We start from the raw sequence: 14,033 nt of genomic DNA on the forward strand, positions 1-14,033 counted from the left end.
GCAGGGCCATGCAGCGCGATCCCGCCGCCATTCTCCACGAGGTCTTCGGCTTTCCCGCCTTCCGGGGCGTGCAGGAGCGTGTCGTGGCGCGCGTGCTCGCCGGGCAGCACACGCTCGCCATCATGCCGACCGGCGCGGGCAAGTCGCTGTGCTACCAGCTCCCGGCGGTGGCGATGGACGGCTGCTGCGTCGTCATCTCGCCGCTCATCGCGCTGATGCACGACCAGCTTCGCGCCGCCGAAGCCGTGGGCATCCGCGCGGCGAGCCTGACCTCTGTCGACAACGACCGCTGGGAGACGCAGCGGCGGCTGTGCGCGGGCGAACTCGACCTGCTCTACGTCGCGCCGGAGCGGGCGAGCGGCGACGGCTTCCGCCAGCTTCTCGCCGACGCGCAGATCTCGATGTTCGCGATCGACGAGGCGCACTGCGTCTCCGAATGGGGCCACGACTTCCGGCCGGACTACCGCCTGCTGCGGCCGCTGCTCGACGAGTTCGGCTGGGTGCCGCGCCTCGCGCTGACCGCCACCGCCGACGCGCACACGCGCAGCGACGTGCTCGCCGCGCTCGGCATCCCCGAAGAGGGCATGATCATCGCCGGGTTCGACCGGCCGAACATCCGCTACGCCGTGCATCCGCGAAACGGCCTGACGCGGCAGCTAAGCGACCTTCTCGCCGCGAACCCCGGCTCCGGCATCGTCTACGCGCAGACGCGCGCCGCGACCGAGAGCCTCGCCGAGACGCTGGCGCGCGGCGGGCGGCGCGTGCTCCCCTATCACGCGGGGCTCGCGCCCGAGGTCCGCGCCCGGAACCAGTCCGCGTTCATCGCCAGCGAGGACATGGTGATGGTGGCGACAGTCGCCTTCGGCATGGGCATCGACAAGCCGGACGTGCGCTTTGTGGCGCACGCGGGCCTGCCGAAATCCATCGAGGGCTATTACCAGGAAAGCGGCCGCGCGGGCCGCGACGGCGAGCCCGCCGAGGCGCACCTGTTCTGGGGCGCGGAGGATTTCGCGCGTGCCCGGCTGCGTATCGCCGAGGTGGAGGAGGCGCGGCAGGCGGGCGAGCGCGCGCGCATCGCGGCGCTGGGCGCGCTCGTGGAGACGGGCGGCTGCCGCCGCGCCGTGCTGCTCAGGCACTTCGGCGAGAGCCCGCCGCAGACGTGCGGCAACTGCGACAACTGCCTCAATCCGCCCGCGAGCATCGACGCCACCGAAACCGCGCGCAAGTTCCTCTCCGCCGTCTACCGCACCGGGCAGAGCTACGGCATCGGCCATCTGGAGGACGTGCTGACCGGCAAGGCGAGCGACAAGGTCCGCGCGCGCGGGCACGACAGCCTGACCGTGTTCGGCATCGTCTCCGCAGAAGACGCGCCGCTGCTGAAGCCCGTGTCGCGCGCGCTGCTCGTGCACGAGGCGGTGACGCCCACCGAGCACGGCGGCCTCGCGCTCGGCCCCGGCGCGCGCGCGATCCTGCGCGGCGAGGAGAGCGTGACGCTGGTGCTGCCGCCGCGCCGCGAACGCGCGGGCCGGGGCAAGAAGGCGCAGGCGGCGAACCCGGTCGGTGATCCGCTGTTCGAGGCGCTGCGCGCCTGCCGCCGGGCGCTGGCCGAGGAGGCGGGCGTGCCGCCCTACGTGATCTTCCACGACAGCACGCTCCGCGAGATGGCGGCGGCGCGGCCCGTGTCGCGCGCCGGGCTTTCGGAGATTTCCGGCGTCGGCGCGCGCAAGCTCGACGCCTACGGCGACCGGTTCATCGAGACGATCCGCGCCTTCGAAAGCTAGGGCCGATCGACATTCTCCATGACGATGCCGTGCGGACGCACAACCTGCATTTTGAGCCCTAGACCGCCGTGTAGCCGCCGTCGATGACGAGCTCCGAGCCGGTCATGAAGCTCGATTCGTCGGAGGCGAGGAAGACGACGCCGTTCGCGATCTCGTGCGGCTGGCCGACGCGGCCGATCGGGTGCAGCGACGCAAAGGCGGCGACCGCCGCTTCCTCGTCGAGCCCGGTCGCCATGCGCGTCACCTCGACACCCGCCGCCGTGCGGATGAGGCCGGGGTGGACGCTGTTCACCCGGATGCCGTAACCGCGCTGGCCGCAATGCGCGGCGACGCATTTCGTGAGCAGCCGCACGCCGCCCTTCGCCGCCGAATAGGCGGGCAGCGCCGCCGTGCCGATGAGGCCGCCGACCGACGAGATGTTGACGATCGAGCCGCCCCGGCCCTTCATCGCGGCGATGCCGTATTTGCAGCCGAGAAACGCGGTATCGAGGTTGAGCGCGATCATGCGCTTGTAGTGCGCGAAATCCATGCTCTCGATGTCGCTGTCGAGCCCGCCGCCGGCGTTGTTGACGAGGACGTCGATGCGGCCTTCCCGTGCCAGCACGTCCGTCGTCAGCCGCTCCCATTCCTCTGGCACGGTCGCGTCGTGGCACACGAAGCGGGCGAGGATGCCGCTGCCCGCGAGAGCCTTCGCCGACGCTTGCCCACGCGCCGCGTCGATGTCGGTGAGCACGACGACCGCGCCCTCGCGCCCGAGCGCTTCCGCCATCGCGAGGCCGAGGCCTCCCGCGGCGCCGGTGACGACCGCGACCTTGTCCTGAACCCGTCCCGTCATGATGAAACTCCCTCCCCGTGCCCGGCATGGGCTGCGATGAAATCCATGATCGTGGCCTGCATTTCCGCGCTGTCGAGCATGTCGACGTGCACCGCGCCCGCGACCGTGTGCGCCGCGGCGCGCGGATTGCGCGCGGCCATCTCGGCGAGCTCGGCTTCGCTCAGCACGTTCGAGCGCTCGCCGCGCATGATGAGCGCCGGGCAGGCGACGCGGTCCCACCACGGCCAGAGCGCGAAATCCTCCGGGTTGTTGCGGAACTGGTTGGAGAGCGCCGGATCGTAATGATAGCCGACGCCGCCATCATCGAGGCGGCGCGACCAGCCGATGGCGATCTCGTCGAGCCGGTCTGGCGCGAGGCTTGCCCCGGCGCGCTCGAAGAACCGCCCGACGTGGTCGCGGAACGCGCCCATGTTCGCGAAGCGCGGCGGGCCGCCGAGCCGCTCGCCGAGCACGCTGCGCACCGCGTCGGGAAGCGTGGTGCCGACATCGTAGAGCACGAGGCTGGCGATGCGCTCCGGCGTCTCGCCGGCGATGCGGATGCCGAGCGCGCCGCCCTTGGAGGCGCCCACCCAGTGCACGGGGTCGGGGGCGACGGCATCGAGGAAGCCGCGCACGGTGACGGCCATCGCGCCGAGACCGTAGCCGGTTTCGGGATCGGGCGACGGATCGGACCGGCCGCAGCCCGGCGCGTCCGGCGCGACCACCCGGAAGCCGCGCGCGTGCAGGCTTCGCGCGAGCGGCGTGTGATCGGCGCTGGTGCCGGTGACGCCGTGCGCGATCATCACGGTGGGACCGCCCGCATCCCAGATGCGCGCGTGCATCCGCTCGGTCCCGATGGGAATCAGCCGCGAACAGGCGCCGTCCATGCTTTCACCTCCCCCGACGGAAACGGCTCCGACAAGGGGAGACCGCTACAGGATTATAAATCGACCGATCGGTCGATCTTTTACGGAACCAGAATATGCCGCCATGCACAACGATGCTCAACTTATTTTTTATTCAGTAAAATCAAATATATAAATGAAAATCATGCCAAGCAAACTCGCCGCTTGACAAATCTTCGACCGATCATCCAATTATAGAACGATCGTTCTACACGGGTTTGATTCGACCTGTGATAGAACGGACAAGATCCGCGGCTTCAGCGGACCGGGAATTGGGGAGTGTGTATGGCGCGGGTCGTCAATCTGAAGAATTCGTCTGCGGCGCGCGAGGCGCGGGGCCGCGAGGACCTCGTCGAGGTCGCGGTGGAACTGTTCGCGCGCAACGGCTTCGCGGGAACCTCGATCCGCGACATCGCCGACGCGGTGGGGCGCAGCGTCTCCAACGTCTATCATTATTTCGAGAACAAGGAGGCGCTCTGGCTCGCCATCCTCGAGCGCTCGGTGAAGGCGCTGCCGGGGCGGCTGCGCGGCGCGGTCGAAGGCATTCCGGAGCCGCGCGCCCGCATCGCCGCGCTGGTGCGCGAGCATCTCGACGTCTCGGAGCAGTACCGCCGGGAATCGCGCATCTTCTTCATCGACGAGGAACGGCTGTCGGCGAGCGGCAACAAGGCCAACAAGCGCATCCAGCGCGAAATCCTCGCCATCTACGTGAGCGAACTGGAAAGGCTGCGGGAGGCGGGCCTGCTCGCGGACGGCGACATCCGCGTCACCGCGTTCAACATGCTCGGCGTCATCAACTGGTATCTGCGCTGGTCGAAGCCGTCGGCGGGCGGCGCGAAGCGCGAGCAGACGGTCGACCAGGTGCTCGCCTTCATCCTGCGCGGCGCCACAGGCTCCGAACGATAACCGAAGCGCCGGGACCATCGGCAAGGGAAAACAGCACTTCATGGGCATCACCATCGACATCGACACCGGCGGCACCTTCACCGACGGCTTCATCGTGCGGGACGGCGACGTGCGCACCGTGAAGGTGCCGACGACGCCGCACGACCTCACCGCCTGCTTCCTCGACTGCATCAGCGCGGGCGCGGGCGCCTTCGAACGCGGCATCGAGGACTTCCTCGGCGAGACGGACATCATCCGCTTCTCGAACACGATCGGCACCAACACGATCATCCAGCGCAACGGCTCGAAGATCGGCCTGATCGTGACGGCGGGATCGGAGGCGCTGGCGCCGACGCAGGGCGAGGACGGCAAGGCGCCGCTCGTCGCGCCGGACATGGTGATCGGCATCGCCGAAGCGGTCGGGGAAGACGGCGCGGTGACGGCATCCCCCGAGGCCGCCGCGATTTTGGGTGCGGCGCAGACGCTGATCGACCGCGGCGCGCGCGGCATCGTCGTCGCGCTGGCGAACTCCGACCTCAATCCCGCGAACGAGCGCCGCGTGCGCGCCGTCATCAAGGCCGAGTATCCGCGCGACTATCTCGGCTCGGTGCCGACCTTCCTCGCCTCCGACATCTCGGCGCGGCCGGGCACGCGCGAGCGCATCAACGCCGCCGTGCTCAACGCCTATATCCACGGCAAGCTCGCGCGCCTGCTCTACAAGGCGGGCGAGGAGCTGCGCCTGCGCGGCTATCGCGGCACGCTGTTCATTGGCCACAACAACGGCGCGGTCGCCCGCGTCGCCAAGACGCGCGCCATCAACACCTACAACAGCGGCCCCACCGGCGGCCTCTACGGCGCGCGCGCCATCGGCGCGCTCTACGGCGCGGATACGCTGATCGCCACCGACATGGGCGGCACCTCGTTCGACATCAGCTATGTTGAGAGCGGGCAGGCGAGCTATGCGCTCCAGCCCGAGGTCGAGGGCTTCGCCTGCAACCTGCCGATGATGGCGATCGACGCGCTCGGCGCGGGCGGCGGCTCGATCGCCGAGGTCGAGAACGGCGCACTCAGGGTCGGGCCGCAGTCGGCGGGCGCGCTTCCCGGCCCGGCCTGCTTCGGGCTCGGCGGCACCAAGGCACGGTGACGGGCTCGCATCGATGCCAGTAAACCACAGCTTTTAAGCATTTTTTGATTATGTGATTTGCAAGGGGCCCCCAAAAGGGCCCCCAAATCCGTGTGATGGAGCGCAAACCGGCCGCCAAATTTTCCAATTGTAAGTACGAAGGACGGCCAGCCATCGCCTCAAGTTAGCCCGTCTCTCGGCAAACTCTGCATCGCTGCAAGCACCTGCGCGACGAGTGCCGGATCAATCGACGCCGCCAGCCTGCCAGCCGCTCCTTTGCCTGCACCCATGCCCCGGATCAGTTCTGCCTGCCGGTGCGGTGCAACGGTGCCGTAACTGGTAAGAGTCGTCATTACGCGCTCATGCCCCAGATTCTGGGACCATGCCTTGAATTGCTCCGGTGTGGTGCAAACTTGCTCGCCAAGCTGCACCAGCGTATCGCGCAGCGAGTGCGGGTTGAAGTATGGCAGGTCAGCTGCTTCGAACGCCTTGCGGAATATCTCCCGAATCGGACCGGCTCCGTGCCAGCATTCGGCCCGGCGCAGCCCGATCGGGGCAAAGCCGCCATCCTCGCCAAGCCCTATTTGCGTCGGTGGAAACAACGGGTCTTCATCGCTCCAAAGCATGGTGTGGCGCAGGTACTGGCACCAGTCTCGGACAATCTGGACAGCTTCGCCGCCAACTGGGAAAAACCAAGTCGCAAAGGTCTTGCTGGCCTTCGTCTGCACGTCGCGGGCGTCTTGATCCACGCGGCCTTGCACCAGATCAACGTGCTTCAATCGGAACGACGCCAGCGCCCCGTCCCGTGCGCCAGTCAGAAGGGCAAAGGCCACCAGCGCCCGGTTGCGCAGTTCTATCGCGCTGCCTGCGGGCATGGCGGCGATGACATGATGGACTTGTTCCAGCGATGGGAACGCCTTGTGCCGCGCCGCCTTGGCGATCCGCACGTCTTTTTCGGCCAGGTTGAAATAGTCGGCATCGGCATAAGACAGACGGGACTTGTAGCCGGGCTGTCCCGCCAGCCAGACGAAGAATGCGCGCAAAGCGGACAGGGTGGAATTGACCGTGGCCCGGCTCAAGGGCTTGCCGGTACGGACGGCCGGTTGCTTGTCCAGCCGGTGCTTGAAGGCCACTGCCTGCGCCCGGTGAAAGGTCTTGAAGTCCTTGTGCCCGTTCGCCTCTTCAAAGCGCGCCAGTGCCTTCGCAACGGCATCGATCGATCCTTCGTCGCGGCGCTGCGCTTCCTTCAGATAGTTGAAGTATTCCCGCTTGATTCGGGCGTTCGCGGCATTGTGTTTCGCCATGTCTTTCAGTCCTTAAGGTTGTCACAATTCAGGGAAGGGGTGGTGCGCTCACATAGGCGTGGGCCTGCCTCCCTGATTTGGACGTCCAGATTGGGCATGATCGTGCCGATTGCGGCCAACCGGGTGCGCCGGTGCATCATGGTGCCGCAGGCCTCGCACATGGCGCTCAGGTTGCCCGTGGTGGCATTCTGGCGAGTGGCTTCGACCATCCCCATGGCAGGCGCGCGCGGCTGCCGACATTTGAAGCAGTATAAGGTTCCGGCCGGGCAGGGGCGTTTGCGACCGGCACTGCGCTTGGCAAGGAAGGTTCGAATGGTTGCCCCGTCAAACAGGGTGGGGCGGCCTTTGCTGACAGGCTCCAATCCCTTGGCCTGCCAGTGCCGGATGGTGTTCTTGTGGACGCCGCAACAGGTCGCCAGTTCCGCCGCACTGTAAACGCGGTGCAGCTTCACCCGTCGCGGATTGGCCCGGCGCTCGGGCATGGCGCTCAGGCCTGCACATCGATCAGCGCGCGAAGGCTGGCGGCAGGGATCAGTGTACGCTTGCCGATTTTGCGTACCTCCAGCCGACCTTCACCGATCAGCTGGTAAAGCCGGGTGCGCCCCAGCGAGGAAACGCGGCAAGCTTCGCTGATGGAATAGGCGAGCGGTTCAAGGGCGGTATTGGCGGTATTCAAGGGAAAGCCTCCGTTTAGTTGCGAACGGGGCTAACCTGCGCCGGATGCTGGCGGCCGGTCCGCCGGTTACCTGCAAAAACCGCCTAAAACCTGGTTTCTGTCATTCGCGTTCCCAAGCCTGAAAGGCATCGAAAATGTGCTTGGCGTGGATGCGGACAACGGAATCAGATGGCTGTAAATCCTGATCGCCAAGCCATGCTGCAAGCTCGCGGCCAACGTCTGCGATGGTTTGCGGTTTGAAATCGCCGCGATAGTAGCGGCCCGCTATTTCCAGAGCCGCCAATTCCCAATTAGCAGCGGGCGGCCTCCCGCCCTTGTTGGTGTTGGCCGTGGGCCGGGCAGTTTCTGGCTCAGGCTCATCATTCCAGATGATGGGTTCCAAATCGTTCGGCCATACCTCGATGTCCCACGCGGAAAACCACTCTTCCATATAGTCGTTGTCAAAGGGCGCTATCGTGGTGGTGGCGACGGCATAGCTGAACCGACATGCGCTATATTCCCAGTTGTGAGCAAGACAGTCGTTCAAGCCTAGCTCTGGGAGCTGTAGCATCCGCTGCTTAATTCTTGCGCTGACAGGTTCCCTAATCGTTTCCTCAATGGATCGAGCCAGATGCTGCCAGTGCCGGGCTTTGATTACCTCTCCTTCCGCATACGATCGGAAGTGGTCTAGGTCCTGAAATTTTTGCCAGCGATAATTGCCTCGTGCCAACAAATCCCCTTGGCTAAGCAGGGTCAGAACTTCAGCTTGAGGCCGTCTGATGCCTTCCATAGCAAGCCGGTTAACGACAGTATTTACCGCCAAACCGGAACAAAATAATACGCCATCCGGGTTGCAGTACTGCCACCCCCATTCTCGCATGATGTCCAGTACAGCAGTTGCCGACGCTGGGCGTTCATCCATCCCGTTGACCTCAATCAAGTGGGAGGTCGATTTCCCGCATAATGCGGTCGGTTTCGACCAGGATTTTGATGATGCGCTGATAGTGGCGGATGTCGTCATAGGTTAGGGCGCGGCCCTTGCGGTCTTTCAGCCACTTTTGCGCGGGCTGATAACCGCCGATGTGGAAGTCCCATGCAATCGCGGGCACGCCGTCAAAATACTGGTCTGCATTGATCCAGACTTGCCCGCTCTCATGGCGCGGCTTTTCCACCACGCTGTCGCCGTCGCCATGGAAGGGGTAGGGCGTTTCGCCGATGGCTGCATCCTCCATCAAGTGCAGGCGGCGCAAGGCTTCGCCCCTTTCGCTGATCGCGCGGAAGCTTTCGGGGCTGGCGGGGAAGGGGATACGGGGGAAGTCGATTTTCAAGAATTCGGCATGGCGTGCGCGATAGGCCGGGCTATGCAGCACGCCATAGATGTAATCGAACACCTTCACCTCATCGGGGCGGGCATCACCAGTTGCCTTGCGGAAAGCATCGGTGCCATCTGGTGCGGTCAGCGGGTTGGTGAGGCCAGCCGCTTTGCGGATTTGGAAATAAAGCTTGGGATCGAAATTGACGCGGATGCTTTGATCCAGCGTGGTTTCCTCTGGATAAAGGTAGAGGGGAGCCAGATAGTTCACTTCCTTGATGCTCAACGTGTGATGCGTAATTGGCAGATCGTGCACGAGGAAGTCGGCGAAATCTCTCCCTCCCTCGATTGTACGTGTGAATGAAACGCCGAGGTTCGGGCCAGCATGGAAATTCTGCATAAATTCCACGCGCCCCCAATCGACCATATCAGCACGCGACAAGATCGCGCGCGTATCGAATGGTCGGTAAGCAATCGGCTGTATATCATTGCGCCAATCAGCCGACTGGAGCGCCTTGCGCGCGGCAGGCAATTTCCATCCTCTTGAATCGCCCGGTGGATATTTGCCATCAGCCTTGCTGCCAAAAAAACGCCCACGAATTTCTGCATCTGAGGCGGCGGGATCGGCGAACGTCGCTATGCGGTCGATTAGTTCCTGCGTATTCAGCGCGATGACCAGTCCGTCGCGCGCTGTAACAATGCCCGCAACATTGGCAGGCATCAAGTCCGCCACCGACAAACCCTTTGCGTATTCGGCTTCCAGATCATAATCGCGCAGCACGAAAGGATGTTGCGGGGCTTTGTGGGGCAACGGCGTGGCGGCAAGGCTGGCCGTAGTGCCATCCCAAAGTTGGGCGTACTTGCCATCGCGGGTGCCCCATAGTTCGCCGTGACGCACCTCCGCCAGCGGTTTGGGTGCCTTTCCACTGCGGCGATGTTTCACGGCAATGATAATCGCCACGCCCTGCATGATGTCAAACACGTTCTTGTCGGGCGTCCCGTCGGGGCTGACTTCTTTCTTGTTGGAATTACCGTGTAGGTCCAGAACATGGATGCGGTCGAACGTCTGCATCAAATGCCAGCGCATCCCCCGAAAGGTGGGGTTTTCGAGATAACCGTGGTTGGTGATGAAGCCTAAAACGCCTTCGCCATTCTGCTCGATCATATGTTCGGCAAGACGCAGAAACTTCACATAGTCATCTTGCAGCCAGTGCTTGCGTTCCCCGAAGTGGACGCCATCGACATATTTGTAATCCTCGATCTTGGCGGTGATCCAGTTGCCGTTGTTCTGGCTGATGCCCGAATACGGCGGGTTGCCGATCACGCACATGATAGGGGTTTGTCGTTTGATGTCGCTGGCGGCCTTGGCTTCATTGGCGATGGCGCGGGACAGGCCGAACAGCGTCTGCTCCACGCGCTCGCCTTCCTCAAGACTGTTGGTCAGGTAAACCCCGAGGCGCGGCGGGGTAGGAGACGGCTTGTAGCCCAACCGGGTCAGAATCATGTCCAGCTTCATGTGGCACATGGCATAGCTGGCCATTAGCAGCTCGAACCCGTGCAGGCGTGGGATCAGGTCGCGCTCGATATAGGCCGATAGCTGGCCGGGGGCGATGCCCTTGATCCGTTCGGAAACCAGCTTCACGACCTCCGCCAGAAAGGTGCCGGTGCCAGTGGCGGGGTCCAGAATCTGGACGCGGTGGACTTTCTTCTTGATGTGGGCGGGCTTGCCGGTCTTAGGATCGTTCTGGCCGGTGTCCCAATCGATGGTGATTTTGCTGGTATCGGCCAAGCCGTCGGACAGGCCAAACTCGGTTTTCAGCACTTCGTCCACCGCGCGGACGATGAAATTTACCACAGGTTCGGGCGTATACCACACGCCCCGCGCCTTGCGCTTGGCCGGGTTATATTCGGCCAGAAAGTCCTCATAGAAATGCAGGAACGGGTCTTGCCGCGCGGTGATCTTGCCGAAATTGCGCAACACCCGTTCCATATCGGTGGCCTGAAACACGTTGCACAGCTCATCGATCACGCGGCGCAGGCGTTCGTCCAGGTTGGGACCGGCAATGTAGATGAACAGTTCGCGCAGGAAAGGGTTGGTCTTGGGCAGCAGGTCCAGCGCCTCCCCCCGAGTGAACGTGTTTGGCGTTTCGTCATGCAGCCGCGCGGCGAACAGGCCATAGGCGATGGTTTCAGCATAGATGTCGGCAAATTCCTCCACGGTGATGTCGTGGATCAGGCTGGCCTTGAACGCCTCATACTGCCCGATCAGGTCGGTTGCAGTGCCGGTTGCATCGCGGGCTTTCATGTCGGCCACCAGCGCGCGGCCCATGATGTCCTTTATGATCGCCGCCTTGCCCGCCATCATCGCCGCCAGCTTCGCCGATGACGTGACGCTGAGCGGGGTGACGTGCGCGAAGTCACGCAGCCGGTTTTCCAGTAGCGAGAAGTTGTCGGATCGCGCCGGAAGTGTGGGGATCAGGTCGGCGATAGTGATGAAGTCAATCACCTCGCCGTCGCGCAGAAATTCGAAGTCTAGTCCGTTAGTGTATATCAGATTGGGCAGCCCCTTACGGTAGCGGTCCTTTTGGCCTTTGCTATAATCGTTTGCTGCAAATTTGCGAACGTCCCTGCCGATGTCCTTCGCCTCGCACCAGCCAATTGCAACATCGCCGCGCTGAAAGACGAAATCGGGGGCGCCAACGTCGGTGATGTGCTTCGGCTCATTGATGACAGTCAGTGCTGTATCGATGGAAGAAAACAGCTTGGCCAAGGCGGGGCGGAAGCTGTGTTCGGTTGTCTGGGCACTCGCATGAAGCGCACGGATTTCATTGAGATAACCTTGAACATCCATTCGCGTAGCAGCCCCTCCCACGTTCGATTGAGAGGCTTAACGCTAGTTCCGGGCCTCGCCAAGTCAGTCAGACCGCCTCCCGGTCTGGAAAGGGCACGATGTCCGCTCCTTTCCGTAACTGGTCGAGATGATCCGACCACCATTGGGCCATTTCCACGCGCTCCTTCCAGTGCGCGCCCCGGTGATAGGCTGCACGCACACGGTCCTCATCGCCATGGGCTAGGGCGCGTTCAATAGCGTCAGGGCTCCACTTGCCGGACTCGTTCAGCAGCGTGCTCGCCATCGCGCGGAATCCATGGGCCGTCATTTCGTCGCCGGAGAAGCCAAGCCGCCTAAGGCCCGCATTTATGGTGTTCTCGCTCATAGGTCGGGTGCGGGTGCGCATGGACGGAAGAACAAAGCCGGAAGGGCCGGTAATAGCGTGGAGCTGGCGAAACAGTTCCACCGATTGACGCGACAACGGAACATGGTGCGGCTTGCGCATTTTCATCTTGCCTGCCGGGATGATCCATAGCCCGGCGTCCAGATCAATCTCGCTCCATTCCGCGTGGCGCAGTTCGCCGGGGCGGACAAAAACGTGAGGGGAAACCTGCATCGCCAGCTTGGTCACAACCTGCCCCTCATAGCCGTCCATAGCGCGCAACAGCTCCCCAGCCCGCTTTGGCTCAACAATTGCGCCGTAGTGCTTGGGCTGGGGGGCCGTAAGCGCGCCGCGCAAATCGCGACTCGGGTCCGATGCCAGCCGCGCTGTCGCTACAGCATAGCGGAACACGCGGCCCGACAGTTGCAGCACCCGGCGCGCGGTCTCGTAATTACCCTTCGCTTCGATCCGGCGAAGTGTGGCCAGAAGGTCTGGCGCGCGGATTTCGGCTATGGGCAGGCGGGCGATGACGGGTCCCATGCGGGAAATGTAGTATTCGCTCTTGTCGGCGGTGGAGGTGGCCAAACCCTCGCGCCTACGCTTGTCGAGAAATTCCTTGGCAATTTCGCCGAAGGTGTTCGCGGCAGACACCCTAGCGCGGTGCTTGGCCTGTTGTTTCTCCCGCGACGGGTCTTTTCCTGCCGCGATCAGTTCGCGCGCCTCATCGCGCCGCTTGCGGGCTTCGACCAAGCTGATTTCAGGATAAGTGCCGATGGCCAGCTTTTTCTCGCGGCCGTCCACCCGGAATTTTTGCCGCCAAAGCTTCCCGCCCGCCGGGGTGACAAGCAGGTAAAGCCCACTGCTATCGGATAGCTTGTATGCCTTCTCGCGCGCCTTCGCGTTCCTGATCGCTGTATCGGTAAGAGCCATACTGGGGGCCTTTCAAGAGACCCCGGATTGGAAAGGCCCCAAGAAGGCCCCCAAGCCGGGGTGGCTGCCAGCGAACGTGATCGAACGCCTGCGGCCTGATTGGCCCTAAATATCTGCGTTTTCTGGGGTTTGTCCAGACGTTCGCGGACGTCTGCGATCAAGAAAATGGTGGGCGGTGACGGACGCGAACCTCGTGCTCGGCATCCTCGATCCGGCGCGCTTCCTCGGCGGCGGCATGACGCTCGACCCCGACAAGGCGCGCGCCGCCATCGACACCGCCGTCGCGCAGCCGCTCGGGATCAGCATCGAGGACGCCGCGCTCGCCATCCGCCGCAATGTCGAGGACGCGATGGGGCGGGCGGTCGGCGCGGTCGCCGAGCGCCTCGGGCGCCCGGACGGGCTTCCCGTCATCGCCTACGGCGGCGCGGGCGCGATCCACGCCGCCGACATCGCCGCGAACGCCGGCATCGGCCGCGTCGTCATCACGCCCTTCTCCGCCGTGTCGTCGGCGTTCGGCTCGTCGCTGATGGACGTGGGCCACATCTACTACCGCCGCGCGGACATCCTCGTCGAAAGCGCGGGCGACCTGCTGTCGGCCGCGCCGCTCGTCGCCGACATGGCGACGGAAGCCGCGCGCGACATGCGCGGCGAGGGCTTCGATCCGGCGGATGCGGAAGCGCGCCTGCAACTGTTCTGGACCGGCGCGGGCGGCGAGCCCGAAATCCTCGTGGCCGCCGAGACCGCAGCAGTCTCGGACGCCGATGCCGCATCCGCGGCCCTCATCGCGGCACGCGAAGCGCTCGGCACAGCGGGACCGCTGCGCCTTGCCAGCATCGCCTACAACGCGTCCGCGCGCGTGCCGCATTTCGAATGGCGGCAGGGGCAGACGGCGGCGGCCGATCTCGCGGCGGCGCGTCTCGCCGACCGGCAGGTGTGGTTCGGCGGGCCGGAGCGCGTGGCGACGCCGGTTTACGACCGCGCGCGTATGGGTCCCGGCCACACGCTCTCCGGCCCCGTGATCGTCGAATCCAGCCAGACGACGATCCTGGTGCCCGAAGGCTGGCGCCTCGCCATCGACGCTTACGACAACGCGCTTCTCGAACGGGAATAAG

12 protein-coding genes are annotated in these 14,033 nt (G+C 64.3%); 4 read left to right on the top strand and 8 right to left on the bottom strand.

From position 1 onward, the window contains the following. The first annotated feature begins 8 nt into the window (after positions 1-8). A complete protein-coding gene (gene recQ, locus PE061_RS05300) occupies positions 9-1,781 on the top strand; it encodes a DNA helicase RecQ (protein ID WP_271258113.1) in 1,773 nt (590 codons plus the stop codon). Positions 1,782-1,839: 58 nt separating this feature from the next. On the opposite strand, the gene PE061_RS05305 is transcribed toward recQ, so the two are convergent. Further along, positions 1,840-2,616 (bottom strand): SDR family oxidoreductase, encoded by a 777-nt coding sequence (locus tag PE061_RS05305; protein ID WP_271258114.1) that lies wholly within the window; start codon positions 2,614-2,616, stop codon positions 1,840-1,842. After that, entirely contained in the window at positions 2,613-3,482 is an 870-nt protein-coding gene (locus PE061_RS05310; protein WP_271258115.1) for an alpha/beta fold hydrolase, read from the bottom strand. Before PE061_RS05310 ends, PE061_RS05305 begins: the two co-directional genes overlap by 4 nt. A gap of 303 nt (positions 3,483-3,785) precedes the next feature. Between PE061_RS05310 and PE061_RS05315 the strand changes: the two genes are divergently transcribed. Both PE061_RS05315 and PE061_RS05320 read left to right on the top strand, forming a co-directional pair. Then, positions 3,786-4,406, top strand: coding sequence for a TetR/AcrR family transcriptional regulator (locus PE061_RS05315; RefSeq protein WP_271258116.1), 621 nt, complete (start codon positions 3,786-3,788; stop codon positions 4,404-4,406). A gap of 40 nt (positions 4,407-4,446) precedes the next feature. Beyond that, a complete protein-coding gene (locus PE061_RS05320; RefSeq protein ID WP_271258117.1) occupies positions 4,447-5,529 on the top strand; it encodes a hydantoinase/oxoprolinase family protein in 1,083 nt (360 codons plus the stop codon). 158 nt (positions 5,530-5,687) lie between these two features. On the opposite strand, the gene PE061_RS05325 is transcribed toward PE061_RS05320, so the two are convergent. The 6 genes from PE061_RS05325 to PE061_RS05350 form a co-directional block, all read right to left on the bottom strand. Then, positions 5,688-6,812 carry a tyrosine-type recombinase/integrase gene (locus tag PE061_RS05325; protein ID WP_271258118.1) on the bottom strand — a complete coding sequence of 375 codons (1,125 nt, stop codon included), beginning with the start codon at positions 6,810-6,812 and terminating at the stop codon, positions 5,688-5,690. 5 nt (positions 6,813-6,817) lie between these two features. Then, complete coding sequence (locus PE061_RS05330; protein ID WP_271258119.1) at positions 6,818-7,294, bottom strand: helix-turn-helix domain-containing protein; 477 nt, start codon at positions 7,292-7,294, stop codon at positions 6,818-6,820. A 5-nt stretch (positions 7,295-7,299) separates the two neighbouring features. After that, on the bottom strand, positions 7,300-7,488 hold the full coding sequence (locus PE061_RS05335) for a helix-turn-helix domain-containing protein (protein WP_271258120.1): 189 nt from the start codon (positions 7,486-7,488) through the stop codon (positions 7,300-7,302). 100 nt (positions 7,489-7,588) lie between these two features. Next, positions 7,589-8,407, bottom strand: coding sequence for a hypothetical protein (locus PE061_RS05340; RefSeq protein WP_271258121.1), 819 nt, complete (start codon positions 8,405-8,407; stop codon positions 7,589-7,591). Beyond that, positions 8,400-11,630 (bottom strand): type ISP restriction/modification enzyme, encoded by a 3,231-nt coding sequence (locus PE061_RS05345; RefSeq protein WP_271258122.1) that lies wholly within the window; start codon positions 11,628-11,630, stop codon positions 8,400-8,402. Before PE061_RS05345 ends, PE061_RS05340 begins: the two co-directional genes overlap by 8 nt. A gap of 67 nt (positions 11,631-11,697) precedes the next feature. Beyond that, on the bottom strand, positions 11,698-12,921 hold the full coding sequence (locus PE061_RS05350) for a tyrosine-type recombinase/integrase (protein WP_271258123.1): 1,224 nt from the start codon (positions 12,919-12,921) through the stop codon (positions 11,698-11,700). A 175-nt stretch (positions 12,922-13,096) separates the two neighbouring features. Here PE061_RS05350 and PE061_RS05355 point away from each other — a divergent pair, with 175 nt between their 5' ends. Further along, a complete protein-coding gene (locus tag PE061_RS05355; RefSeq protein WP_271258124.1) occupies positions 13,097-14,032 on the top strand; it encodes a hydantoinase/oxoprolinase family protein in 936 nt (311 codons plus the stop codon). Position 14,033: the final 1 nt, after the last annotated feature.

This window comes from Sphingosinicella microcystinivorans (genome assembly GCF_027941835.1).
In the GTDB taxonomy this organism is placed as follows: domain Bacteria; phylum Pseudomonadota; class Alphaproteobacteria; order Sphingomonadales; family Sphingomonadaceae; genus Sphingosinicella.